This is a genomic window from Streptomyces sp. WG7 (assembly GCF_049975785.1).
Lineage (GTDB): Bacteria > Actinomycetota > Actinomycetes > Streptomycetales > Streptomycetaceae > Streptomyces.
This window is the reverse complement of the sequence record NZ_JBNGGE010000004.1, coordinates 204,104-228,267: the sequence shown is the minus strand read 5'-3', so window position 1 is coordinate 228,267 and position 24,164 is coordinate 204,104. Positions and strand designations below refer to the sequence as shown.

Below are 24,164 nucleotides of genomic sequence, written 5' to 3'. Positions count from 1 at the left end.
GGCGGACGGGGCGTCATCGCGTCCGTTCGGGCCGACCCCGTCGGCGCCGTCCGTGCCCGTCGTCCCGTTTCCCGGTCGCACCGCCGCCCCCTATCTTGTTGGCCATGACCAGCATTCGGCAGGACCAGCCCAGTGACCCGAACCCCTTGCAGGCACTCACCCTGGACCAGCTGCGCCGCCGGACGAGCATGAAGTGGCGCACCCACCCCGCGGACGTACTGCCGCTGTGGGTGGCCGAGATGGACGTACCGCTCGCCGAACCCGTGGTGCGCGCCGTCACCGACGCCATGGAACTCGGCGACACCGGTTACCCGGTCGGCAGCGCCTACGCCGAGGCCCTGGCCGCCTTCGCCGGCAAGCGGTGGGGGTGGGACGACCTCGCCGTGGAACGCACCGCGATCGTGCCCGACGTGATGCTGGGCGTCGTCGAGATGCTCAAACTGGTCACCGGGCCCGGTGACCCGGTGGTCGTGAACCCGCCGGTGTACCCGCCGTTCTACCAGTTCGTGACCCACCTGGACCGGCGCGTCGTCGAGGCTCCGCTCGGCGCGGACCTGCGGATCGACCCCGGTGCGCTGGAGGACGCGTTCCGGCGGGCCGTCGCCGACGGTGGGCGGGCCGCCTACCTGCTGTGCAGCCCGCACAACCCGACCGGCACCGTGCACACCGCCGACGAGCTGTCCGCCGTGGCCGCCCTCGCCGAGCGGTACGGCGTCCGGGTCGTCGCCGACGAGATCCACGCGCCGGTGGTCGGCACGGGGGCCCGGTTCGTGCCGTACCTGAGCGTGCCCGGCGCCGAGCGCGGTCTCGCGCTGATGTCGGCGTCCAAGGGCTGGAACCTGGCCGGGCTCAAGGCGGCGCTCGCCCTCGCCGGCCCCGGCGCCGCCGCCGACCTGGCGCGGATGCCCGAGGAGGTCGGCCACGGACCGAGCCACGTCGGCGTACTCGCCCACACCGCCGCCCTGCGCGACGGCGCCGCGTGGCTGGACGCCGTGCTGGCCGGGCTCGACGAGAACCGGCGGCTGCTCACCGGCCTGCTGGCCGAGCATCTCCCCGGTGTCGTCCACCGCCCGGGCGAGGCGACCTACCTGGCCTGGCTCGACTGCCGTGCGCTGGACCTCGGCGACGACCCGGCGGACGTCTTCCTCCACCGCGGCCGGGTGGCCCTCAGCTCCGGCATCCCCTTCGGTACCGGCGGAGCGGGACACGTACGGTTCAACCTGGCGACCTCGCCCGAGGTGATCACGGAGGCGGTGCGGAGGATGGCGGCGGCTGTGGCCTGAAGGGGGGCGTGCGGCCCCGCCCGACAGGGCGCGCGCCTAGACTTCCGGCCATGGACGACGCGTCACTGGCCCGGCTGGGCTCCGGCAAGTACCTGCTGGTCACCACGTACCGGAAGAACGGCACCCCGATCGCCACACCGGTGTGGGTCGTACGGGACGGGGACTCGCTCGGCGTCTGGACGGCCGCCGACTCCTGGAAGGTCAAGCGCGTCCGCAACCGCGCCGACGTTCTGGTCGGCCCCTGCGACCTGCGCGGCAACCCGACCGGCGACCAGGTGCCGGCGACCGCGGAGATCTGCGACCCGGCCACCACCGGCCGTTACCGCCGGCTGATCGCCCGCAAGTACGGCGTCGTCGGCCGGCTCACCCTGTTCGGCAGCCGGCTGCGCCGGGGTCTGGACGGCACCCTGGGTATCCGGATCACGCTCACGTCCTGAACGGCGGCTCTCCGCTGAGCCGACGGCTGACGCCTGGAGCAACCGGCCGGCGCTCAGGTCCAGGCCCGGTACGGTTCGTCGACCAGCTGGAAGACGGGCTGGCCCCGTACCGGGTCCTTGGCCGTGGACAGCCGCACCCGGTCGCCGCTGTGGATGCCGATGAGCGGCCCCATGACCCGGCCGCGCAGCACGAAGCCCTCGGCCATCTCGATCAGGGACACGTTGCGTGCGGCGGGGGTGTTGCGGTGCACCACCGTGGTGTGGCGCACCGTGCCCGTCCCGTCGCTGCGTTCCGTCCGGAGGTCGCTGCCGCGGCAGACCGGGCACAGCACCCGGTGGTACATGGCCGTGCCGCACCAGGTGCAGCGCTGGAAGAAGACGGCCTCGGTGTCCGGGGCAGCGGGGGCCCTGGGGTCGAGCACGCCCGTCGCGGAGCCGGCTGCCTGCTGAGCGACGTTTCCTGAGTGGTGGTACACGCTGTCAACTCCCTGCACTCGGGCCGGAATCCGCGTGCGCGGTCACCGGGCACGCGTGTGCGCGGCTCGTCGTGCCACCGTGCACGCCGCCCAGCGTATGGCACTGAGTGCCACTCGTAAAGGCACTCGGTACCCCAATTCTGCGTCCGCGGTGCGGTGCCGGTGCTGCCGTGACCGCCGGCGGCCGACGGCCGGTGGCCGGCGCCGCTCGTCAGTCGCGGGCGAGGGCGGTCTCGACCTCCCGTACGACCTGCCACAGGGGCGTACCGCGCCGCGCGACCACGACCACCACGTCCTCGGGCCCCTCGGCCGACGGCGGGACGGGAGGGCCGCCGAACGTGGACTGCGCGTACGCCAGCGCGTGGTCCACCGCGGCGCCGGCGTCGTCCCGTCCCTGTGAACGCAGCCAGGACCGCAGGGCGTTGTTGTGCGCCGCGACCACGGCGGCCGCGATCACGTCGGCGCGCAGGAGCCCGTCCGGCCGCCCGCCCAGGCGCCCGCGCAGGTACGCGGCGAGGGCGCGTTCGTAGCGCCACACCACCGACAACTCGTACGCGCGCAGCCCGGGGACCTTCTTCGTGAGGTGGTAACGCTGCACCGAGAAGGCCGGGTTCTCGGCGTACATGCGCAGCACCAGCCGGGCCGCGTCGCAGACCCGTCGCACGGGGTCGGCGTCCTCGGGGGAAGCGGCCAGGAAGGCCGTCATGTCGGCCAGGCAGCGCTCGTGGTCGGGGAAGACCACGTCCTCCTTGGAGGGGAAGTAGCGGAAGAACGACCGCCGTCCGACACCGGCGAGCGCGACGATGTCGTCCACGGTCGTCTGCTCGTAGCCCCGCTCCAGGAACAGCCGGAAGGCGGCCGCGACGAGCGCCTCCCGCATCGGCGGCCGGGCACCCGCCGCGTCCGTCCCGTCCCCGCGGCGGGTCGCCGCACTGCTGGAGCTCATGCAGGGGAACGTAGCAGCTCATCGGCGCCTGTGGCACTCAGTGCAGGGCAAGGAGGGAACTGAGTGCCCTGCCGCCTCGCCGTACCGGTCGCATACGATCATTTCCGGTCAGCACCGAGGAGTCCCGCATGGCACCCGCCCGCCCCCGCATCCTGTACGTCACCGACCTGGCCTATGAGGCGCGCGGGCGGCGCTACGGCGACGAGGACGTCTTCCTGACCTCCCGCCTGCGCGCGGACTTCGACCTGGCCCTGTGCCATCCGGCGGACGCCGCCGCGCTGATGGACGCCTTCGACGCCGTCGTCGTACGCAACAGCGGTCCCGTGCTGGGCCATCAGGCTGCCTACGACGCCTTTCGCGAGCGCGCGGCCGAGCGCGGCACCCGTGTCTACAACCAGCTCACGGGCAGGGCGGACATGAACGGCAAGCAGTACCTCCTCGACCTGGCCGAGGCCGGACACCCGGTCATCCCCACCGTCGACCGGCTGGACGACGTGCACCGGCTGCCCCCGGCGGACGAGTACGTCGTCAAGCCCAGGCTCGGCGCGGACTCGGCGGGCCTGCGGTTCGTGCCCGCGGACCGCCTGCGGGAAACGGTGCTCGGCGACGCCGGGGACGTCCTCGTACAGCCACGCGTCGACTTCGCCTACGAGGTCTCCTTCTACTTCGTCGACCACGGCTTCCAGTACGCCCTGTACGCGCCGGACCCCGACCGGCGCTGGCGGCTGGAGCCGTACGACGCCACCCCGGAGGACCTCGCGTTCGCGCGGCGGTTCATCGAGTGGAACGGCATCGACCACGGCATCCAGCGCGTCGACGCCTGCCGCGCGCCCGGCGGTGAGCTGCTCCTGGTCGAGCTGGAGGACCTCAACCCCTACCTGTCGCTGGACGCCCTCGACGAGGCGGTCCGGAACTCCTTCGTCTCCGCCCTGCGGACGGCCCTGCGGCGTCTGCTCGCGGCATGACCCCGCCCGGAGGGCAGGCCTAGCCTGGACGGCATGAACGTGTTTCTCGAGCGGCTCGACCCGGACATGTGCGTGGTGACGGCCGCGGCGGACGGGGAACGGGCGGGCTGCCTGGTCGGCTTCTCCTCGCAGTGCTCCATCGAACCCGTGCGGTTCGTCGTGTGGCTCTCCGAGGTCAACCGGACCTTCCGGGTGGCGCGGGCCGCCGACGTACTGGCCGTCCATCTGCTCGCCCGCGACCGGCGCCGGACGGCCGAGGTCTTCGGCGGGCAGACCGGCGACCGGGCCGACAAGTTCCAGCAGGTCCGCTGGCGTGAGGGGCATGGCGGGGCGGCCGTCCTGGAGGACGCCGAGGCGTGGTTCGTCGGCCGCGTCGTGGACCGGGTCGTCGGGGGCGACCACGTCGGCCACGTCCTCGAACCCGTCGAGTGGGGCGGGCGCGAGGCGTCCGGCGGACCGCTGCTGCGGCTCGCCGACGCCCTCACCATCCGGCCCGGGCATCCGGTGGAGTGACCCGCGCACACGACGACCCGGCCGGATCGGCCGGCGCCCGGATGCCGAGACGCACGTCGTCCCGGTGTTCCTCTGCCTCCGGTTCCCAGGTCGGTGCCGGCGGTTCCGGAAAGCCGGCTTCGTCGGCTCGGCGTGCCGCGACGGCGTCCACACCGTGCCCGACCGTGTCGCCGGCCACGAACAGAGTCCCGGCCTCGGGCGGTCGGCGGCGTGAACCGTCGCCACCGACCTGGGCCCCGGCCGCGCGGGCGGACTCAGCGCCCCGCGGGGCTCCGCTCGACCAGCGCGTCGGTGACCGCCCGCACGCTGCGCGCGATGTGCTGCAACTGCAGGACCTCCGCCGCGTACAGCTTGATGGTGTGCTCGATGACCGACTCGGGCAGGCCGAGCCGGGGCAGGTCCGCCCGGGCGGTCTGCAGAGCGGTGCGCGCCACCCGGATCTCCTGCTGGACCTGGAGCTGCGCGTGGCGGGCGAGCAGCACGGGGTGACGGATCAGCGCCGGATAGCCGGCGTAGCGAGCCGGCACCAGTTCGCGCAGCCACTTGGCCGCCGAGCGCTCCCAGTCGTAGCTGCCGGGGGTCTTGACCTGGCAGGGCCAGTCCGGGCTGATGCGCGTGGTCGTCAGGGGCATGATCATCGCCTCCGGGTGTGCGGCGTCGTGGGGGTGGGGCGAGGGGCGGGCGGTCCAGGGCCGACCGGGACCGCCGCGGGCGCCCGAGCAGGCGATGCCCGACGGAACACCCCCGGTGGGCCGGACGGGCAGGAGGCGACGGCCGGGGATGTTCGCAACAGGTGCGGACGCGCTCCGGGGCGGCCGGGTCGCGCTCCGTGAGCAGTATTTATATATGCCATCTGCTTTGCAAGCCGTATGAAAACATTCATGCCTGCTTCGTCGTGAATGATTCCCCTCCGCGCGGCCGGTCGCCCCCGCCCGCCCCCGGAAAGCGGCGCCGGGTCAGTCCCGGAGGAAGAACTGGTGCTGGTCGGCGACCTGCTCGTACTCCTCCAGCCGGGCCTGCGTCCGCTCGGGATCGGCGTCGGTCATGGCCTGGAGCAGCGCCGCGCACATCACGCCCGGCGCCGCGTAGGAGTCGAAGACCAGCCGAGACCCCGTGCCGGTCGCGAAGGTGACGTCGGCCTCGTCGACGACGGGACCGAGCGCCAGGTCGGTGATCAGTGCCACTTTAAGTCCGGCACCGCGTGCCACCCGCACCGCGCCCAGGGTCTCGTGGGCGTGCCGGGGCATGGAGAAGGCCAGCACCCAGGTGCCGCCGGCCTCCCGGGACTGGAGCAGGGCGTCGTAGGCGACGCTGCCGCCCCGGGTCACCAGCCGCACGTCGGGGTGGACGCGGCGGGCGGCGTAGGCGAAGTACTCGGCGAGGGAGACGGAGATGCGCAGCCCGAGGACGGTCAGCGGCGCCGACGCGGCCAGTTCGCGGCCGACGTCGATCACCCGGTCGGCGTCGGCGAAGTCGCGCCGCAGGTTCTCCAGGTTCTCGATCTCGGCGTCGACGGCGGCCTGGAGTTCGTTGCCCCGGTTCTCCTCGGCGGGGGCTGTGCCGCGCGTCCCCAGCGCGATCGACTGGAGCCTCTCCCGCAGCGCCGGGTAGCCGCTGAAGCCGACCGCCGCGGCGAACCGCGTCACCGACGGCTGGCTCACGCCCACCCGGTCCGCGAGGTCGGTGATCGACAGGAACGCCGCCTCGGTGAGGTGTTCGATGAGGTACTGCGCGATGCGCCGCTGTCCGGGGGAGAGGCGGGGCCGGTCGAACAGCGTCCTGAGCAGGGACGTGGGGGAGGCCTCCGTTCCCGGGGTCACCCGTCCCGAGGTGATCGCCGATGCCTGCGCGCGTGCCTGCTGCGGCGATGGCAAGGGTGCGCCTCCTTTGTCTCCCACGGAGGTCAACATAGCCCACCCCTCGTGTCGGGCCGGGCGGTGTCACAGGCCGTCCCGGGGCCGCGCGGTCCGGAGCGGGAGTCGTGCGAATCCGGCATCGGTTCCAGGTGAGTGCGGTGCCCACCCCGCATGAACCGGAGCCCACCCCACGTGAATACGGCGCCCACCCCACGTGAATACGGCGCCCACCCCACTGGAATACGGCGTCCGCCCCACGTGAACACGGCGTCCGCCCCACACGGGTCCGGGATCGCACCCCGCGGGGATAGCGCCGAGCTGTCCGGGAACCCGCCGTCACGGAAGCAAACGCACCCGCACCACGGACGAGGAGCCGCAGCCATGACCGTCCCGGAAGAGAACCGGCCGAAGACCGACACCACCGACGACGTACTCGAACAGCGCGACGAGGACGCGCCCCGCCCGCCCGGGGGCACCAGCCGGACCATGCGCGAGGCTCTGGAGGAGGCACACGTCCGCCCCGACGATTACGACGAGGAATGACCGCACCGTCGACCGCGCCGCACTGGTTCGACCGCGCCGCACTGGTTCGACCGCGCCGCACCGGGCCGACCGCACCGGGGCCACCGCACCGGGTCGACCGACCCTGAAAACCCCGTCGGGTGACACCGTAGGGACGCCATCAGGCGCTGGAGAACGACTGCCTGGTCCGGCACGCCGAACGGCACGGACACCAGTGGGCGGCCCCCACCGGCCGCGCACGTCGCCAGGTCGGGCGACGCGCCGAACGACCGCTGCCGGGTGGCGGGCAGCGTGCTCCCGCACGCCGGCGCCGACGGCCCCCCGCACGCGGAGCCCCCGCCGGGCCTCACCGGTGGTGGCTCAACCGGGTGACCCCGGGACCGGCATCGCCCCCGCCGGCACCACGAGGTCGGCGCGGTCCCGGGTCGCGGTTACCAGGCCGGCGTTGCGCTGGTCGGTGCCCAGCGCCCAGGCGACCGCGTCCTCATGGGACTTGCCGAACCGTTCGTGCCGCGCCACCAGCCGGCGGACCCGCTCCGTCTCCGCCGGCTCGCAGAACCACACCTCGTCGAGACGGGCGCGCACCCTCGTCCACGCCCCGGTCTCCAGCAGCAGGTAGTTGCCCTCCGTCACGACCAGCCGCGCCGACGGAGGTACCGGCACCGCTCCGGCGAGCGGCTGCTCCAGCACCCGCTCGAAACCGGGCGCGTACACGATGTCGCCGTCCTCCTCCTCGCGCAGGCGGAGCAGCAGCGCCGCGTACCCGGCCGCGTCGAAGGTGTCGGGCGCGCCCTTGCGGTCCCGGCGGCCGAGCCGGTCCAGTTCGGCGTCGGCGAGGTGGAAGCCGTCCATGGGGACGTGCGCGACCCATGGCTCGCCGGTCCCGTTCAGCTCCCGCACGAGGTGCTCGGCGAGCGTCGACTTACCGGCGCCGGGGCTGCCGGCGATGCCCAGGATCGCGCGCCGCCCGCCCGCCGGCAGGGAGCGGGCGCGGGCGAGGAGGTCGTCGAAAGTCAGCGGCACACCGCAGAGTGTGTCACCTGATCGGACCCGCCCCCGAGGGGAACCGATCGGACCCGCCCCTGCGGGGAACTGTGTCGGGTATGACGACGCAGCTGGGACTTCCCGATTCCATCCGGGCCTGCCTCTTCGACCTCGACGGGGTCGTCACCAGAACGGCGGTGGTGCACGCCGCCGCCTGGAAGGAGACGTTCGACGCCTTCCTGCGCGAGCGGGACGGCGCGGACTTCCGCCCCTTCACCGACTCCGACTACGACGAGTACGTCGACGGCCGCCCCCGCGCCGACGGCGTGCGCTCCTTCCTCGCCTCCCGCGGCATCGAACTGCCCGAGGGCGGGCCCGACGACCCGCCCGACGCGCAGACCGTGGGCGGCGTGGGCAACCGCAAGAACGCACTGCTCCTCGACAAGATCCGCACCGACGGCGTGGAACCCTACGAGGGCACGCTGCGCTACCTCGACGCGGTCCGCGCCGCCGGTCTCGCCACCGCGATCGTCTCCTCCAGCGCCAACACCCTGGACGTCCTGCGTTCCATCGATGCCGAGCGCCTGTTCGACGTACGCATCGACGGCGTGGTGGCCCGCGAACGGCGACTGCCGGGCAAACCACGCCCCGACACCTTCCTGGCCGCCGCCCGCGACCTCGGCGTCGAACCGTCCCGTGCCGCCGTCTTCGAGGACGCGCTCGCCGGCATGGACGCGGGACGCTCCGGAGACTTCGGCTACGTCGTCGGCGTCGACCGCGTCGGCCAGGCCGACGCCCTCTACGCCCACGGCGCCGACCGTGTCGTCAAGGACCTCGCCGAACTCGGAGGCCAGGCGTGATCACCAACCGGACGTACGCCGTCGAGCCCTGGTCCGTGCGCGAGACCGCCCTCAACCTCGACCTGCTCGCCCAGAGCGAGTCGGTCTTCGCCCTGTCCAACGGGCACATCGGCTGGCGCGGCAACCTCGACGAGGGCGAACCGCACGGCCTGCCCGGCAGCTACCTCAACGGCGTCTACGAACTGCACCCGCTGCCGTACGCCGAAGCGGGCTACGGCTACCCCGAGTCCGGGCAGACCGTCATCAACGTCACCAACGGCAAACTGCTGCGGCTGCTCGTCGACGACGAACCCTTCGACCTGCGCTACGGCCGGCTCGGCAAGCACGAACGCACCCTGGACCTGCGGCGCGGCGTGCTGGAGCGGATCTGCGAGTGGACCTCCCCGGCCGGTACGACCATCAGGGTGCGCTCCACCCGGCTGGTCTCCCTCACCCAACGGGCCATCGCCGCCGTGGAGTACGAGGTGGAGCCCCTCGACAGCCGGACCCGGGTGGTCATCCAGTCCGAGCTCGTCACCAACGAGAGCCTGCCCGACCCCGACGGCGACCCCCGGACGGCCAAGGCGCTGCGGTCCCCGCTGGAGCCCGAGGAGGACCTGGCCACCGGGTCCCGGCTGCGCCTGGTGCACCGGACGCGGCGCAGTGGTCTCAGGGTCGCTGTGGCAGCCGACCACGTCGTCGACACCTCCGGGGAGATCACCACCAGCAGTGAGAGCAACACGGACGTGGCGCGCCTGACCGTCACCTCCGTGCTGGAGCCCGGACAGCGGCTGCGGGTGCAGAAGACGGTCGCCCACGGCTGGTCGGGCGCCCGCTCCCGGCCCGCGATGAGCGACCAGGTCGAGGCGGCGCTCGCCGCCGCCGCGCACAGCGGCTGGGACGGCCTGGTGGCGGAACAGCGCGCCTACCTCGACGACTTCTGGGCGCGGGCGGACGTCGAGGTGCACGGCGACGAGGAGATCCAACAGGCAGTGCGCTTCGCCCTGTTCCACGTCCTGCAGGCCGGGGCGCGCGCCGAACAACGGGCGATCCCGGCCAAGGGACTGACCGGCTCCGGTTACGACGGGCACGCGTTCTGGGACACCGAGATGTTCGTGCTGCCCGTGCTGACCTACACCGAGCCCAGGGCCGTCGCCGAGGCGCTGCGCTGGCGCCGGGACACGCTGCCCGCCGCCCGGGACCGCGCCGCCCAGCTCGGGCTGCGCGGCGCCGCGTTCCCGTGGCGGACCATCGACGGCTCGGAGGGCTCCGCGTACTGGCCGGCCGGCACCGCCGCCTTCCACGTGGCCGCCGACATCGCGCACGCCGCGGTGCGCTACACGGCGGCGACCGGCGACACCGGCTTCGAACGCGACACCGCCCTGGAACTCCTGGTGGAGACGGCCCGGTTGTGGCGCTCCCTGGGCCACCACGACCACCACGGCGTCTTCCACATCGACGGCGTCACCGGTCCGGACGAGTACAGCGCCATCGCCTACGACAACACGTACACCAACCTCATGGCGCGGTCGAACCTGCTCGCCGCCGCCGACGTGTGCGAACGCCACCCGGACGAGGCGGCCCGGTTCGGCGTCGACGACGAGGAGAGCGCCGCCTGGCGGGACGCCGCCGAGTCCGTGCACATCCCCTACAACGACGAGCTCGGCGTCCACGAACAGCACTCGGGCTTCACCCGCCACCAGCGCTGGGACTTCGCCCACACCGCCGCCGACCAGTACCCGCTGATGCTGCACTTCCCCTACTTCGACCTCTACCGCAAGCAGGTGATCAAGCAGTCCGACCTCGTCCTGGCGATGTACACCTGCGGCAGCTGGTTCGACGCCCACTGCGACGAGGACCAGATCGCCCGCAACTTCGCCTACTACGAACCGCTGACCGTGCGGGACTCCTCCCTGTCCGCGTGCTGCCAGGCCGTCGTCGCCGCCCAGACCGGACACCTGCGCCTGGCCTACGACTACGCCGCCGAGGCCGCCCTGATGGACCTGGCCGACCTGGAGCACAACACCCGCGACGGGCTGCACATCGCCTCACTGGCCGGTACGTGGATGGCGCTGGTCGCCGGGTTCGGCGGCACCCGGCGGGACGGCGACAGCCTCCGGTTCACGCCGCGCCTGCCCGAGAAGTTCAGCCGCCTCGCCTTCCGACTCCAGTTCCGCGGCCGGTGCCTGCGCGTGGAGATCGGCGCCGACACGGCGACGTACACGCTGCTGAGCGGCTCCCCCCTGACGATCCACCACCACGGGAACGCGCTGACCGTGAACGGGGACGGCCCCGTCACCCGCCCCGTCCCGGCACCCGAACGGCGCCCCACCCCCGAACAGCCCCCGCACCGCCGCCCCAACGCCCGCTGACCGGCCGGACGCGAGGAGTGCGGGAGAGGGGCACGCGACGGCCCGACTGGCCGAGTTCCGCCCTGCGCATCCGTGGCACGCGGGTTAGTTTGACCTTGCTTTCCGGGTTATCCGGGTTTTCCGGGCTTCCGGGCTCCCGCCACCGGCGGCTGGAGGTGAGGACCGAGCGGCCCCGCGACGAGCGGGGGTGAAGGGGTGCGCGATGGCCGACCGGGCGAACGCCATGCTCGCAGGCGGACGGCGGGACGAGGCGGCGGCCACGCCGGGCAGGCCGCGGCGCCTCGGCGGTGACGCCCCGCTCGTGGCGGTGGCCGCCGTCTTCACCCTGGCCCAGCTGATCTTCGTCCACCCCTGGATGGGGCTCGGCTGGGACGAGACGGTGTATGTCAGCCAGGTCACCTCCCACCACCCCGCCGCCTTCTTCAGCGCACCGCGTTCCCGGGGCGTCTCCCTGCTGGTGGCGCCCCTCGCGTCCTGGTCGTCCTCCACCGAACTGCTGCGCGTCTACCTCGCCGTACTGTCCGGCCTCGGCCTGTACCTCGCCCTGCGCGCCTGGAAGGGCCTGTTCCCGGCCCGCGTCCTGGCCACGGCCGGCGCGTTCTTCGCCACCCTGTGGGTGACCCTCTTCTACGGTCCGCAGGCCATGCCCAACTACTGGGTCGCGATCGGCGCCCTGATCTGCGTCGGCTGCTTCCTGCGGTCCCGGCAGGGGCTGTCCGGCCGGGCCGCGCTGTGGGGTGTGGTGGCCGGGGCCGCGCTGATGGCGTGGATGCGGCCCACCGACGCGGTCTGGGTGACCGTACCCCTGCTGGTCATCACCCTTGTCCGCCGCCACTGGCCGCTGCTGCTCGCCCTGGTGGGCGGCCTGGCGGCCGGGGGAGTGGAGTGGGTGATCGAGGCGTACGGCTGGTACGGCGGCCTCGGGGAGCGGCTGTCCAGGGCCTCCGAGATCCAGGGCGGCCTCGGCTGGAACATCGCCGTGGACGACCAGATGCGCAGCCTGGGCGGGCGGGGGCTGTGCCGCCCGTGCACCGGCTCGATGCCGCACCCGGTGGTCACCCTGTGGTGGATCGCCCTCCCGGCCGTCGCCGGCCTCGGGGCCGTCGTCGCGGTCCGGGCCCGGCGTGCCGCCCGCACGCTGGTCCCCCTCGCCTGCGCCGTGACGGCCGCGCTCCCGTACCTGTTCCTGATCGGCTACGCGGCGCCCCGCTTCCTGCAGCCTGCCTACGCCCTGCTCGCGGTCCCGGTCGCCGACGCGCTGTGGCACCTGGCCAGGACGGAGCGCGGCCGGTGGCGGCCGGTGGCCGAGTCCCTCGTCGCGCTCGCGCTGGCCGTGCATCTGTCGGTGCAGCTCGCCGTCCTCGTGGGCACCGTGGACCGCAACGTCGAAAGCCGCGCGGACTGGACCCGCGTCGCCGACGAGCTGCACCGGCTCGGTGTCCGCCCGCCCTGCCTGGTCACCGGGCACGAGTCCATCCCGATCGGCTACTACACCGGCTGCTCCTCCGGCTCCACGAGCGGCAACAACGAGAACATCACCGCCGCCGAGATCGTGGACACGGCCCGGCGGATCCCGGTCGCCACCGTCACCGGCCCGGGCGGCACCCCGCCCGGCTACGCCCGCGACTGGACGGCGCACCGCATCACCGACCTGACCGTCCGCGTCGCACCCCGGGGGTGAAGATCCCGGACCGGGAACGGGTTAGCGATCGCGTATCGGGAAACGCGAACCGGGCACCCGCACCACCGAGCCGCGCGAGAGGGAGGCAGCGATGGGCACCGACCCGATGGCCGACGACGTCTACCAGCCCACCGGAACCAACGAGGAGCAGGAGGACGCCGCGCCCCTCGACCTCCAGGACGCCGTCGGCGAGCGGACCTACGACGACACTCTCGACGAGGGCTACTCCCCGCCGGAGAAGCCCTTGGGCGTGACCAAGCACGGCACCACGGCCGCCGAGCAGCACGACGGCGAGACCCTCGACGAACGGCTGTCCCAGGAGACGCCCGACGTGTCCGCCCCGGACGGGGACGGCGTGGGCGACGAGCCCGGCGGCGAGGGCGAACCGGTGGACCCCGAGGCGGGCACCGGCCGAGCCGGCCGCCTGGTCGCCCCCGACGAGGGCGTGCGCACCGACACGACCAAGGAGACCGTCGCCGAGGACGTCGGCATCGACGGCGGAGCGGCGGGAGCCGAGGAGGCCGCCGTACACGTCGTGGAGGACGAGACGGCGCTGCCGGACCGGGAGGACGGCCGGTAGGGGCCCCGCGCCGCACCGGCCTCATGTGTCACACGGGAGGCTCAGCGTCACATGGCACCTCGCGTGTCATGCGCCTCACAAGTCACATCACATTGCGCCTCACACGTCACATGGCCCGGACCGGTGCGCGGAGCACCGGTCCGGGCCTTCGGCCATCCGGTGGCCGCCCGGTCAGGGCCGCCCGGTCAGGGCAGCAGCTTGTCGAGGGCCGCGGCGCCCTCCTCGGCCAGCTTGCGCCTGGCCCATTCGAGGTTCTTGGGGGTGACGTCCCGGCCGGCGGCGAGGACCAGGTCCTCCGGGGACACGTCGGTGCCGTTGCGGGTGTGGAGCAGTTCGTCCGGAGTGGCGCGGTCGTCGCCCGCGCGGGCTTCGGACGGCCGGGAGGCTTCGGGCTGTGACGTCGACATGATCAGTGCTCCTCGGATCCGGATCGCTGCTTCGGTGCCGTGCTGTTGTCGGTCCCGGATATCCCGATAACACCATTCAATGCGGAAGCCGCCCGCGCATCCGGAGCCCGACGTGATTCAGGCCGCCGCCTGACGCACACCACCACGCTCCTACGCCCCCGGGTCTCCCGCACGCCGAACAGGGGCGGGGCCGGCTCAGAACGCGGTGAGCGTCAGCCGGAACCCGGTGGGCGCCGTGTCCTGGATGTAGGAGGCGAAGTCCGCCACGTCGTCGAAGGCGAAGCCGTACGCCCTGCCGTCCTCGGTGGCCGCGTGCACCGCCTTGGAGTAGTGGTTGGTCAGGGCGGTCCCGTAGAACGCGGCGGCGTCGGCCGTCGGCTGGGCGGCCGAGGAGAGCAGAGTGGAGCGGTTGAAGCCGGCGCCGAGGACCGCGGCGACGGGCCCGGTCGTGCCGTCGTTGGGGGCGGCGAGGGCGCCGTCGCAGAACAGCACGTCCCGGGTGGACGGCCTGGCGAAGGACACCCGGGCGGGCCCGTCGAAGGTCAGCCGGTCACCGCGCACCCGGCCGGTGAAGGTCCCGGCGTGGGTGGTGATCCTGAGATCCTTGCCGGTGTAGGTGCTCCAGACCTCGTCGATGTACGGGGCGAGATAGTCCTCGGGGAAGAGGCCGGCGTCCAGGCCGTGCCCGGGGGCGATGATCCGGGTGTCGTCCACGACCAGCGGCGCGAACTCCTCGACCTGCCGCACCGCGTCGAAGGCGGCCGCCCGTCCGCCGGCGCGCACGGTGCCCGTGGTCTGGTCCTTGGCGCCGGTCAGCCGGATCGCGAGCGGCACGCTGAACATGTCGACCATGGTGGTGTTGCAGAACATCCCGGCCGAGTTGTACGTGAACTCGGCGCAGTCGTGCAGCACCCCGTGGTTGGGGTCGGACTCGACCCAGCCCGCCGGGTACTGCAGCGCCGGGTTGCCCGCGCCGTCCGCCACCACCTTGAACTTCAGTTTCTCGCCGAGCGACACGTAGATCCGGCCGGAGAGGTAGGGCAGGCTCAGCCTGGTCCCGCCGCTGCCGCCGGAGAGGCTGATCGCGTAGTCGGTGTAGCCGTCGGCGCCGTTGTCCGACAGGGCCACGGGTGCGACGGTGCCGTCGGGGGTGACGCGCACCTGCCGGCCGCCCTGGTTGCCGACGATGTAGACGTGGACGTCCGCGTCGCCGAAGACGCCGGTGCTGTTGACGATCGTCAGCGGCAGGGCGCCCGCGGTCCTGGCCTCGGGGGCGGCCGGACCGGAGTCCGAGCCGACTTCCGCGAGGGCGTGCGGGGCGACGGCGGCGGCGACGGGCGCGGCCACGACCGCTCCACCGAGGGCGACGAGCAGCTTGCGCCGGCCGAGCGGGCGCTGGTGACGGGGAGTCATGTGGGGGGTCTCCAGAGTGTTCGGGGCATGACAGTGCGAGCAACGCTCTTCTGGGAGCGCTCTCGCGATGCGGGCCGATGCTACGCAGCACGTGTGGCCCGGCCAACCGCCTCCACCGGTCCTCAATGCCGTTGTCCCAGGCGGCACTTGGGGCGCCGGACGCTGCGCAGGGAACACTTAACCGCTGTTTAAGGGCCGTTTAATCCACATCGGTGATCCACATCGGTGATCCACGCCGGTAACCCGCGCCGGAAAACCGGTGGACGCACTCGCGCGGCACCTCGTACCGTGTGGCCCACGCCTTGAGACCGACGGAAGGAGGGCAGAGCCGTGCAGTTCACCTCACTCCCGCGCTCCCTCCCTGTTGTCCCGGCGTACCTCGTCTGACCGGGAGCGCTCCACGCACGACGCATCCCGGAGGAATCCGTGACCGATCTGGTCATCCGCGCGCTCGACGCGAGCGACGCCCATCTCTTCGACACCCTGCCCGACCCGTTGAACGCCCGTGAGGGCCACCGGTTGACCCGCCACCGCCCCGACTGGCAGCGGGTCGCCCTGCGCGACGGCACCGTCGTCGCCCGCGGCGCCTGGTGGGGCGGCCCCGACGACACCGAACCCGTCACCGTCAACTGGTTCGACGTGGCCGAGGGCGAGGAGGAAGCCGGGGCCGAACTCCTGCGCACCGCCCCCTGGCAGGTCGAACTCGAACTCAACCCTCCCGGCACCTGGCGCGAGGAACCCGCCCTGCGCGCCGCCGCCGAGGCCCGCTTCAGCGCCGCACGGGCCGCCGGGTACGACCTCCTGGTCGAACGCTTCCTGTACCGGTGGACGCCGGAGTGCGGTCTCCCCGAGCGGCCCGGCCGGCTGGACTTCCGCCCCGAACCGGACGACGCGGTGTTCTTCGACGCGCTGCGCCGCATCCACTCCGTCACCCTGGATGCCCACGCCCTGCTGGACATCGAGGAGGGCGGCCTGGACCGGGCCGCACAGGCGGAGCTGGACTTCTTCCACTGGTGCCCGTCGCCGCGGGAGTGGTGGCAGGTGGCGTACACCCCGCGGGGCGAGCTCGCGGGCATCCACATCCCGGCGCACAACCCGTCCGGTCCCTGCGTCGGCTTCATCGGCGTCGTGCCGGAACACCGCGGACACGGATACGCCTACGACCTCCTGGCCGAGTGCACCCATTTCCTGGCCGAGCGGGGCGCGGAGTTCATCTCCGCCGCGACGGACCGGGGGAACCACCCCATGGCCGCCAACTTCGCCAAGGCCGGCTACCCGGTCGTGCGGGAACGGATCAACTTCCGCCCCGTAGCGGCCGGCGGCCCGGCGGCCCGGTAGCCGAGGGCCGCACACGCGCACCGGGCTCGGCGGGAGCGTTCCACGCCGAGATCCGGTGGCGCGTGCGGCCGGCCCCTCCCGACGGCCCGGCCGCCGGGTTCCCGCCGCACATCCAGGGTGAGAAGTCCTGGTCCGGTGGAGCGAGCAACCGTTGGAGGACAAGCGGACCGGCGGCTGACCGGGGGCGCTACCGGTCGTTCAGCAGGGACTCGGCCTCGGAGAGGAGCTCGGTGACCCGCAGGCCGAACGCTGCGTCGCAGGCGTGCGGGTGTCCGCCGTCGGCGGAGGCGAGGAGCGCGTCCGCGGCCCGCAGCAGAGCGGGCACCGGCCCTCCGGACGCCTCCGGAAGGAGCGTCACACCGGCCTGGCCGCGCAGTTCCACGGTCGCACCCGCCGCGGCCGCCGGCGCGGTCAGGCTGAGTGTGAGCGTGCTCGACGCCCCGCCGGTGTGGTCGAGGACCAGATGGACGGTGTCCCCGGGGCCCGGTGCCGCCGCCGCGACGCGCCGGGCGTCACCGAGGACCGGAAGCAGTACGGACAGGGCGTGCGGACCCACGTCCCACAGGGCGCCCTTCTCCCGTCGCCACGGCGAGTCGGCGAACGGGCTGTCACCGCTGAACACCGCGCCGAGCCACTGCGCCCGCGCCGTGAACCAGCCGTCCACCGCCGCCTGTTCGGTGATCCACGCCTCGGTCTCGGGCTGGAACCGGGTGGTGAAGAAGACGACGGAGGCGACGCCCGCCACACGCACCGCCTCGACCACCGCCCGCCCCTGGGGCACCGTCGCCGCCAGCGGTTTGTCGAGCAGCAGATGGCACCCGGCCCGCGCCGCGCGTACCGCCAGGTCCGCCTGTACGGCCGGCGGCAGCGCGACCGCCACGGCCTCCACGTCCGCCAGCAGGGCGTCGACGTCGTCGTAAGCGCGTGTGCCGTGCCGGTCCGCCAGCTCCTTGGCGGCGTCCGGGCGGCGCCCCCACACCCCCGCGAAGTCCAGCCCTTCGTGCCGGCGCAGGGCGGGGGCGTGTGCCATGTCCGCCCAGGGACCGGTGCCGAGCAGTCCGATACGCATGCCGTTGCCCCTTCACGGTGCCGAACCCGGTGCCGGGCCCGCCGACGTTCCTCCCGGACGGCCGGCGTACGACAGCCCGGCCGGTGCCGAGCGTGTCACACCGACCGGGTGCCCGGGCAAGACCGCGGAGGGTGCGGGACGCGGCGCACCACGAGCTCCCACCGTGCGCATGGGCGCTCGGCCGCTCGGCCGCTCGGCCAGTCGTCCGTCCGCCCGTCCGTCCGCCCGTCCGTCCGCCCGCCCGTCCGTCCGCCCGTCCGCCCGTCCGTCCGACCGCGCAGCCGTCCGGGCTCGGCAGCTGTCCGGGGCCTGGCGGTCGTTCGGCCGATTGCCCAGCAGCTCGCCCGCTCGCTCGACTGCTCGCCTGTCCGCCCGCCCGCTCGCTCGCCTGTCCGGCCGTCCGTGTCCGTGTCCGTGTCCGTCGTACGAGACCGGTGATATTGCCGATCCCACCGACTGCCCCGCCGGCCGACAGTGGCATGGCCAGTTCATCGGCGAGGTCCGTCCGGCGGATGTCCCGGGATGCGCCCCCACGTGTTCCGGGCCCGTGTGCGATCACCGGCCGGCTCCCTCGCCACGACAGAGAGGACGACTCCTCGTGCAGCAGAACCCCCACACCCACGCCGCCTCCCGGGCCACGCGCCCGGCGTTCCGCGGAACGCGGCGGCGGCTCGCGGGCGTCACGGCGGCCGCGGCCGCCGTCGTCGCGCTCAGCACCCTCACCAGCCCCGGAGCCCAGGCCGCCGACAACCCCTACGAGCGCGGCCCGGCGCCCACCGAGTCCAGCATCGAGGCACTGCGCGGCCCGTACTCCGTGGCGGACACCAGCGTCTCCTCGCTCGTGGTCACCGGCTTCGGCGGGGGCACGATCTACTACCCGACCAGCACCAGCGACGGCACGTTCGGCGCCGTCGTGATCGCGCCCGGCTTCACCGCGTACCAGTCCTCCATGGCCTGGCTCGGTCCGCGGCTGGCCTCGCAGGGCTTCGTCGTGTTCACCATCGACACCAACACCACGCTGGACCAGCCCTCCTCCCGCGGTCGCCAGATGCTGGCCGCCCTGGACTACCTCACCGAGCGCAGTTCCGTCCGCGGGCGGATCGACAGCAGCCGGCTCGGCGTCATGGGCCACTCGATGGGCGGCGGCGGCACCCTGGAGGCCGCGAAGTCACGTCCGTCCCTCCAGGCCGCGATCCCCCTGACACCCTGGAACACGGACAAGACCTGGCCCGAGGTCAGCACCCCGACACTGATCGTGGGGGCCGACGGCGACACCATCGCCCCGGTCTCCTCGCACTCCGAGCCGTTCTACTCCAGCCTGCCGTCCCGGACGGACCGCGCCTACCTGGAGCTGAACAGCGCGTCCCACTTCTCGCCGAACACGTCGAACACGACGATCGCGAAGTACAGCATTTCGTGGCTCAAGCGGTTCATCGACAACGACACCCGCTACGAGCAGTTCCTGTGCCCGCTGCCCCGGCCGAGCCTGACCATCGAGGAGTACCGGGGCAACTGCCCGCACGGCTCCTGACACTCTCGACGGCGCCAACCGGCACCAACCGGCACCAACTGGCACCAACTGGCATCACCCGGCACCACCGGCGGCGGTCGCGGCACGTAGCGGCCGCCGCCGGCGCGTTGTGCCGCCGCACGGCCCCGGGCCCGGACCGCTGGGCCGCGGCACAGTGCGTGATTCGGGTCACGCGGTGCGCAGCCGCAGGTGACAGGGTCGACGCTCAGGCGGGCCGCGGCGGACCCACGGCTTCCGCGTCAGGTTACGCGCGCGTAACCTCCCGGGAATGACCGGAGAGACGACCGTACGCACGGCCGTGCGGATCCACGGCCGCAGCACGCAGCGGCAGGCGGTGCGCACCCTGTTGGAAGGGCTGCGCACGCACAGTGGCCACCTGGTCGTGGCCGGCGAGCCCGGGCTCGGCAGGACCACCCTCCTCGACTGGGCCGCCCGCTCCTTCCGGGCCGGTCCCGTACTCCGCCTCGGACCCGGCCCGGAGCGAGGCGCACGCGCCGTCGCCGCGGGACTGCTCGACACCCTGCGGGTGGCGGCCGGCGAGGCACCTCTGCTCGTGTGCGTCGACGACGCGCATCTCTGGGACGCCCCGGCCCGCAACACCCTGGGCCGAGCGGTCGAGCACCTGCGCACCGCCGGCCGCGTCGGCCTGCTCCTCTCCGTCGCCGGACACCGCGCCGTCGACCCGGAGTACGCCCACCTGCCCGTCGTCCGCCTGCACCCGCTCACGCCACCGGAGGCCGACGCCCTGCTCGACGACGTGACCGACGGCGCCGCCGACCCGGGTGTCCGCGAGGAGCTGCTGGTCGAGGCGGAGGGGAACCCGGCACTGCTCCTCGCCCTCGTCCGCCGGCTGTCACCCGCCGAACTGCGCGGGCACCGGCCCCTGCCCAGGCCCCTGGCCGACGCCGGGGTGCTGGCGGAGGTGGCGGGCGGGGCGCTGACCGGCCTGTCCGCGGAGGCGCGGGACCTGATGCTGACGGTGGCGGCGGCCGTACGGGCGTCGGACGGACCGGACGTCGACGCCGCCCCGGTCCTCGACGCCGTACGGCACCTGCGGCCGGCGTCCGCACCCGCCCCCTCCCTGCAACCGCTTCCCGCGCCGCTCGCCCTGGCCGGCGACCGGCTCCGTTTCCACGGCCCGCTGGTCCGCCGTACGGTCCACGCCACCGCAGCCCCCGACCGGCGCCGCGCCGCGCACGGCGCGCTGGCCGACGTGCTGGAGAGCGGCGGACACCCGCTCCCGGGACTGCTGCACCGTTCCTGGTCCCTGACCGGCCCGGCGCCCGCGCTCGCGGACCGGCTGGCGGCGGTGGCCGCCGACCGCACGGTGCCGGCCTCGCACCGGCTGCGCGCGACGGCGTACGCCCGTGCCGCCGAGCTGACGGCCGACGGCCCGGGACGGGCGGAGCGGTACACGGCCGCGGCCGAGCAGGCCCTTCTCGCCGGACGCCCCGACCGGGCACGTCCGCTGCTGGCCGCGGCCCGTGGCTGCGCCGCACCGGCCGGAGTACGGGGGCGGGCCGAGCTGGTGCGCGGCCTGACGGAACTCCGGGACGGCCCCGTCGGTGACGCCCACCAGTCCCTGCTGCTGGCCGCGTCCATGCTGGCCGAGGACGCCCCCGCCGACGCCGCGACCGCCGTCCTGGCGGCCGCCGACGCGGCCTGGGCGGCGGGCGACCTGCCGGCCTGCCTCGCCACCCTCGCGCCCGAACCGCCCCACTCGCACGAGCACCCGGATCCCCGGTTCACCGATACCCCGCACCACGAGGCACCGGCCCCGCCCTACGAGGCAAAGCCCCCGCACCACGCGGCACCGCCCCCGCGTCCCCGGGAGACAAGGTCCCCGGACGGAGCTGCCGTGCCGCGTGGTGCGGGAAGACCGCCGCGACGGGGGGAGAGCGCCGCCGCACGGCCCGCGGGGGCGCCCGACCCGGCTGCCGGGACTCGGCGCGGAAGCCCGGGCGAGTCCGCCGGACCGTCCCCGGACACGGTGCGCGAGGTCCGTGTCGGTATGCGGGCGCTGCTCGAAGGGCGGCTCGACCGGGCCGCCGTACCGCTCGGGCGGGTCGTGGAACGGACCAGGACCGACCACCGCCCCGAGGAACTGCTGCGGTCGGCGTCGGCCGCGTTGCTGCTCGGGGACGTGGACGCCGCCCGCCGGGCCGGGGCGCGGGCCCTGGCCGCCGCCCGGCAGCTCGGGTCGGACGCACTGGTGCCGCGGGCACTGGAGTACCTCGCCTACGCCGAACTCCGCGCCGGCCGGCACCCGCAGGCCCGCACCCACGCGGAGGAGGGACTGCGCACAGCGCTGCGCGCGGGGCAGCGCAACACGGCGGCCCACCACCGGGCGGTGCTGGCCCTCGCGGCGTCGATCGAGGAGGAGCCGGACGTCGTCGCCCGGCATGTGACGGCCGCGCTGGCCACCGCCAGGCGCCACGGACTGGCCCAGACGGCCACCTTGGCGGAGTGGGCGGCGGCCCGGGCCGACCTGGGGCGGGGACGCCCCTTCGACGCCGCCGACCGGCTCGGACTCCTGGTCCTGCCCGGACCCGGGCGCGGACACTTCGCGGTGTGGCGGCTCGCCGTGCCGTGCTTCGTGGAGGCCTCGGTCCTCGCCGGCCGCCACGAGGACACCGGTGCGGTCCTCGCCGACTTCGCCGACTGGGCCGCGTTCGGCGCCGATGGGCAGGCCGCCGCCCAGCTGGCCCGCTGCCACGCCCTGCTCGCCCCGCCGGACCGCGCCGACGACCTCTACCGGCACGCGCTCGCCCGGCACGACGAGGCGGGCGGCGACTTCGAACGGGCCCGCACCGCGCTGCTGTACGGCAAGTGGCTGCGCCGGCGGCGCAGGCCGCGCGAGGCCCGCGGCCGCCTCGGCGCCGCGCTGGCCGGGTTCGACCGCTGCGGCGCCGGCGTCTGGGCGGCGCAGGCGCGCGGCGAGCTGCGGGCGCTCGGGGCCGCGTCGCACGGCGGGGACGCCGGGGCGCTGACCCGCCTCACACCGCAGCAGCTGCGCATCGCGCGGCACGTCGCCGACGGCGCCACCAACCGGGAGGTCGCGCTGACCCTCGCGGTGAGCACCCGCACCGTCGACTACCACCTCCGCAAGGTCTTCGCCGCGCTCGGTGTACGGTCCCGCCTGGAGCTGGCCCGCATGGTCGAGCAGGCCGAGCACGCCGGACCGGCCGAAAAGACCGGTGCACAACCCTAGGGACCGACCAGACGGTATGTCATCCTTCGGGGCAGGACGAGTCAGGGGGCATGCCCGGCACGGGCGAACGGCCCGTCGCGGGGCACCCCCGCAAGCCCTGGCCCGGGGAGGACCGCGATGCAGCACGCCGTAAGGTCACGAGCAGCGATCCGCACCGGGCTGACGCCCGTTCCGCGTCCGCGGACACCGAGCGTCGCGTCGTTGATGGACGCCGACGCCCTGCGCGTCCTGCACCGGGCCGCCCGCGCCCTGCTCGACGACCTGCCCGACCTGACCGACCGGCTGGTGGCCCTGCTGCGGGAACAGGAGCCGGCGTACCGCGCGGCCATCACGAGGGACCCCACCGCCACCTGGCAGGAGGCCCACCGCTCGCTGCGGCACAGCGTGGCCTCGCTGCTCGACCCGCGCGGCGCGCGGGACGCGGCCCGCCGCTGCTCCTGGCGGATCGGCGCCACCCGCGCCGAGCAGGGACTCCCGCTGGACGCCCTGCTGCACGCCTTCCGCCTCGGAGGCGCCCTGGTGTGGCAGAGGCTGGTCGAGGAGACCTCCAAGGCCGCGCCCGAGGACGTACGGCTCCTCGTGCACGTGGCCGCCGACGTGTGGAACTTCGTCGACGAGCACTGCACCGTCGTCGCCGACGCCTACCGGCAGACCGAGCGGCAGATCGGCCGGCGCCGCGAGAACCGGGCCCGGCAGCTGGCGGCCGGCCTGCTCGACGGCACCAGCCGCATCGCCGACCTGCCCGAGGCCGCCCAGGTGTTGGCCCTGCCGGAGCAGGGCCGGTACCTCGTCGTCGCCGTCGCCGGCGTGCACCCCGCGCGGTCCGACGCCGCCCGCGCCGCCGCCGTACCGTCCGGCACCCGCGTCCACTGGCACGCAGGGGCGGAGGTCGACCACGGCATCGTCCTGCTCGGCGCCGGCGACGACGGGCTCCCGGAGCCGGCGGAGTCCGAGCGGGAAGCCGGGCGACGCGCCCCCGTCCCCGGCCTCCGGATCGGCGTCGGCAGCGCGGTCGACGGACTCGCCTGCGTCGGCGACGCCCGCAGGCTGGCGGACACCGCGCTGGACATCTGCCCCGAGGCCGGCGGCACGGTCCGGCTCGACGACCACCTCCCCGCCGCCCTGGTCGTCTCCAGCCCCGAACTCGGCCGGGCCCTCGCCGAGAGGGTCCTCGGCCCCCTCCTGCGCCTGGAGCCCGCCGACCGGGAGGTCCTGCTGGACACCCTCACCACCTGGCTCGACTGCGACGGCTCGGCGCAGCGGGCCGGTGAACGCCTTTACTGCCACCGCAACACGGTCCTCAACCGTCTCCGCCGCTGCGAGCAGCTGACCGGCCGGTCCCTGGCCCGCCCGGCCGACGTGGTCGAGATGAGCCTGGCCCTGACCGCCCGGCGCGTCCTGCGCGACTGAGGGACGCGCGGTCCCGGCTCCGTCCGGGCTCCGGCCCGGCAACGTACGCACCCCGGGCCGACGCAGCCCGCGTGCCGGGAGGCCCTGCGTGGGGCAACGGGCGTCCGGCGGAATGCCGGGGTGACCCGCCCGGTTCCCCTGGCGCGCGGGCGGGAGGCGGTGCTGTGGCATGCCCTGGCCCTCTCGCGCTCGCGTGTGTGTGATGGCGTGCCGAGTGCCGAGTGCCGAGTGCCGAGTGCCGCGTGCCTGCCGTCTGCCGCGTGCCGTCTGCCGTCTGCCGCGTGCCGTCTGCCGGGGGACTGTGTGCACCTTGCGCCGGCCCGCGCCCCGG

Annotated in this window: 21 protein-coding genes; 13 read left to right on the top strand and 8 right to left on the bottom strand. The window is 74.2% G+C overall.

What is annotated here, in order from left to right:
- Positions 1–104 precede the first annotated feature (104 nt).
- Together ACP4J0_RS07015 and ACP4J0_RS07010 are read left to right on the top strand one after the other, a co-directional pair.
- On the top strand, positions 105–1,283 hold the full coding sequence (locus tag ACP4J0_RS07015; protein ID WP_426597731.1) for a MalY/PatB family protein: 1,179 nt from the start codon (positions 105–107) through the stop codon (positions 1,281–1,283).
- Between the two features lie 50 nt (positions 1,284–1,333).
- The gene (locus ACP4J0_RS07010) at positions 1,334–1,720 is read left to right on the top strand and encodes a PPOX class F420-dependent oxidoreductase (RefSeq protein ID WP_426597730.1); all 387 of its coding nucleotides are present in this window, start codon (positions 1,334–1,336) and stop codon (positions 1,718–1,720) included.
- A 53-nt stretch (positions 1,721–1,773) separates the two neighbouring features.
- On the opposite strand, the gene ACP4J0_RS07005 is transcribed toward ACP4J0_RS07010, so the two are convergent.
- Together ACP4J0_RS07005 and ACP4J0_RS07000 are read right to left on the bottom strand one after the other, a co-directional pair.
- A complete protein-coding gene (locus ACP4J0_RS07005; RefSeq protein WP_426597729.1) occupies positions 1,774–2,196 on the bottom strand; it encodes a Zn-ribbon domain-containing OB-fold protein in 423 nt (140 codons plus the stop codon).
- A 211-nt stretch (positions 2,197–2,407) separates the two neighbouring features.
- On the bottom strand, positions 2,408–3,142 hold the full coding sequence (locus ACP4J0_RS07000; protein WP_426597728.1) for a TetR family transcriptional regulator: 735 nt from the start codon (positions 3,140–3,142) through the stop codon (positions 2,408–2,410).
- A gap of 128 nt (positions 3,143–3,270) precedes the next feature.
- On the opposite strand from ACP4J0_RS07000, the gene ACP4J0_RS06995 reads away from it, so the two are divergent.
- The gene (locus ACP4J0_RS06995; protein ID WP_426597727.1) at positions 3,271–4,107 is read left to right on the top strand and encodes a hypothetical protein; all 837 of its coding nucleotides are present in this window, start codon (positions 3,271–3,273) and stop codon (positions 4,105–4,107) included.
- Positions 4,108–4,131: 24 nt separating this feature from the next.
- The gene (locus tag ACP4J0_RS06990) at positions 4,132–4,620 is read left to right on the top strand and encodes a flavin reductase family protein (RefSeq protein WP_426597816.1); all 489 of its coding nucleotides are present in this window, start codon (positions 4,132–4,134) and stop codon (positions 4,618–4,620) included.
- A 254-nt stretch (positions 4,621–4,874) separates the two neighbouring features.
- Here ACP4J0_RS06990 and ACP4J0_RS06985 read toward each other — a convergent pair whose 3' ends face one another.
- Positions 4,875–5,258, bottom strand: a complete 384-nt coding sequence (locus tag ACP4J0_RS06985) for a hypothetical protein (RefSeq protein ID WP_426519014.1) — start codon at positions 5,256–5,258, stop codon at positions 4,875–4,877.
- Between the two features lie 318 nt (positions 5,259–5,576).
- Positions 5,577–6,494 (bottom strand): MurR/RpiR family transcriptional regulator, encoded by a 918-nt coding sequence (locus ACP4J0_RS06980; protein WP_426597726.1) that lies wholly within the window; start codon positions 6,492–6,494, stop codon positions 5,577–5,579.
- A 363-nt stretch (positions 6,495–6,857) separates the two neighbouring features.
- On the opposite strand from ACP4J0_RS06980, the gene ACP4J0_RS06975 reads away from it, so the two are divergent.
- On the top strand, positions 6,858–7,019 hold the full coding sequence (locus ACP4J0_RS06975; protein ID WP_426597725.1) for a hypothetical protein: 162 nt from the start codon (positions 6,858–6,860) through the stop codon (positions 7,017–7,019).
- Between the two features lie 339 nt (positions 7,020–7,358).
- Here the strand turns inward: ACP4J0_RS06975 and ACP4J0_RS06970 are convergent, their stop codons facing one another.
- Positions 7,359–8,021, bottom strand: coding sequence for a nucleoside/nucleotide kinase family protein (locus ACP4J0_RS06970; protein ID WP_426597724.1), 663 nt, complete (start codon positions 8,019–8,021; stop codon positions 7,359–7,361).
- An 80-nt stretch (positions 8,022–8,101) separates the two neighbouring features.
- Here ACP4J0_RS06970 and ACP4J0_RS06965 point away from each other — a divergent pair, with 80 nt between their 5' ends.
- From ACP4J0_RS06965 to ACP4J0_RS06950, 4 genes are all read left to right on the top strand, one after another.
- Positions 8,102–8,842: a beta-phosphoglucomutase family hydrolase gene (locus tag ACP4J0_RS06965; protein WP_426597723.1), complete on the top strand. Its 741-nt coding sequence runs from the start codon at positions 8,102–8,104 to the stop codon at positions 8,840–8,842.
- A complete protein-coding gene (locus tag ACP4J0_RS06960) occupies positions 8,839–11,193 on the top strand; it encodes a glycoside hydrolase family 65 protein (RefSeq protein WP_426597722.1) in 2,355 nt (784 codons plus the stop codon). The genes ACP4J0_RS06965 and ACP4J0_RS06960 overlap by 4 nt, the downstream gene beginning before the upstream one ends.
- 202 nt (positions 11,194–11,395) lie before the next feature.
- Entirely contained in the window at positions 11,396–12,874 is a 1,479-nt protein-coding gene (locus tag ACP4J0_RS06955; protein WP_426597721.1) for a hypothetical protein, read from the top strand.
- Between the two features lie 91 nt (positions 12,875–12,965).
- Positions 12,966–13,454 (top strand): DUF5709 domain-containing protein, encoded by a 489-nt coding sequence (locus ACP4J0_RS06950; RefSeq protein ID WP_426597720.1) that lies wholly within the window; start codon positions 12,966–12,968, stop codon positions 13,452–13,454.
- Positions 13,455–13,639: 185 nt separating this feature from the next.
- Here the strand turns inward: ACP4J0_RS06950 and ACP4J0_RS06945 are convergent, their stop codons facing one another.
- The gene (locus ACP4J0_RS06945; protein WP_426597719.1) at positions 13,640–13,861 is read right to left on the bottom strand and encodes a hypothetical protein; all 222 of its coding nucleotides are present in this window, start codon (positions 13,859–13,861) and stop codon (positions 13,640–13,642) included.
- Positions 13,862–14,056: 195 nt separating this feature from the next.
- A complete protein-coding gene (locus tag ACP4J0_RS06940; RefSeq protein WP_426597718.1) occupies positions 14,057–15,274 on the bottom strand; it encodes a beta-1,3-glucanase family protein in 1,218 nt (405 codons plus the stop codon).
- Positions 15,275–15,700: 426 nt separating this feature from the next.
- Here ACP4J0_RS06940 and ACP4J0_RS06935 point away from each other — a divergent pair, with 426 nt between their 5' ends.
- Positions 15,701–16,612 (top strand): GNAT family N-acetyltransferase, encoded by a 912-nt coding sequence (locus ACP4J0_RS06935; RefSeq protein WP_426597717.1) that lies wholly within the window; start codon positions 15,701–15,703, stop codon positions 16,610–16,612.
- Positions 16,613–16,799: 187 nt separating this feature from the next.
- Here the strand turns inward: ACP4J0_RS06935 and ACP4J0_RS06930 are convergent, their stop codons facing one another.
- Entirely contained in the window at positions 16,800–17,681 is an 882-nt protein-coding gene (locus ACP4J0_RS06930; protein ID WP_426597716.1) for a Gfo/Idh/MocA family protein, read from the bottom strand.
- 598 nt (positions 17,682–18,279) lie between these two features.
- Here ACP4J0_RS06930 and ACP4J0_RS06925 point away from each other — a divergent pair.
- The 3 genes from ACP4J0_RS06925 (at position 18,280) to ACP4J0_RS06915 (ending at position 23,833) form a co-directional block, all read left to right on the top strand.
- On the top strand, positions 18,280–19,212 hold the full coding sequence (locus tag ACP4J0_RS06925; RefSeq protein ID WP_426597715.1) for an alpha/beta hydrolase family protein: 933 nt from the start codon (positions 18,280–18,282) through the stop codon (positions 19,210–19,212).
- A 268-nt stretch (positions 19,213–19,480) separates the two neighbouring features.
- Entirely contained in the window at positions 19,481–22,423 is a 2,943-nt protein-coding gene (locus ACP4J0_RS06920) for a LuxR C-terminal-related transcriptional regulator (protein WP_426597714.1), read from the top strand.
- Positions 22,424–22,540: 117 nt separating this feature from the next.
- Complete coding sequence (locus ACP4J0_RS06915) at positions 22,541–23,833, top strand: PucR family transcriptional regulator (protein ID WP_426597713.1); 1,293 nt, start codon at positions 22,541–22,543, stop codon at positions 23,831–23,833.
- The last annotated feature ends 331 nt before the right edge of the window (positions 23,834–24,164 follow it).

Coding starts and splice junctions, on each gene's coding strand:
- ACP4J0_RS06995 (WP_426597727.1), top strand. CDS start 3,271: ATGGCACCCGCCCGCCCCCGCATCCTGTACGTCACCGACCTGGCCTAT.
- ACP4J0_RS06965 (WP_426597723.1), top strand. CDS start 8,102: ATGACGACGCAGCTGGGACTTCCCGATTCCATCCGGGCCTGCCTCTTC.
- ACP4J0_RS06940 (WP_426597718.1), bottom strand. CDS start 15,274: ATGACTCCCCGTCACCAGCGCCCGCTCGGCCGGCGCAAGCTGCTCGTC.
- ACP4J0_RS06915 (WP_426597713.1), top strand. CDS start 22,541: ATGCAGCACGCCGTAAGGTCACGAGCAGCGATCCGCACCGGGCTGACG.
- ACP4J0_RS07010 (WP_426597730.1), top strand. CDS start 1,334: ATGGACGACGCGTCACTGGCCCGGCTGGGCTCCGGCAAGTACCTGCTG.
- ACP4J0_RS07015 (WP_426597731.1), top strand. CDS start 105: ATGACCAGCATTCGGCAGGACCAGCCCAGTGACCCGAACCCCTTGCAG.
- ACP4J0_RS06975 (WP_426597725.1), top strand. CDS start 6,858: ATGACCGTCCCGGAAGAGAACCGGCCGAAGACCGACACCACCGACGAC.
- ACP4J0_RS06920 (WP_426597714.1), top strand. CDS start 19,481: ATGACCGGAGAGACGACCGTACGCACGGCCGTGCGGATCCACGGCCGC.
- ACP4J0_RS06950 (WP_426597720.1), top strand. CDS start 12,966: ATGGGCACCGACCCGATGGCCGACGACGTCTACCAGCCCACCGGAACC.
- ACP4J0_RS06945 (WP_426597719.1), bottom strand. CDS start 13,861: ATGTCGACGTCACAGCCCGAAGCCTCCCGGCCGTCCGAAGCCCGCGCG.
- ACP4J0_RS07000 (WP_426597728.1), bottom strand. CDS start 3,142: ATGAGCTCCAGCAGTGCGGCGACCCGCCGCGGGGACGGGACGGACGCG.
- ACP4J0_RS06955 (WP_426597721.1), top strand. CDS start 11,396: ATGGCCGACCGGGCGAACGCCATGCTCGCAGGCGGACGGCGGGACGAG.
- ACP4J0_RS06930 (WP_426597716.1), bottom strand. CDS start 17,681: ATGCGTATCGGACTGCTCGGCACCGGTCCCTGGGCGGACATGGCACAC.
- ACP4J0_RS06985 (WP_426519014.1), bottom strand. CDS start 5,258: ATGATCATGCCCCTGACGACCACGCGCATCAGCCCGGACTGGCCCTGC.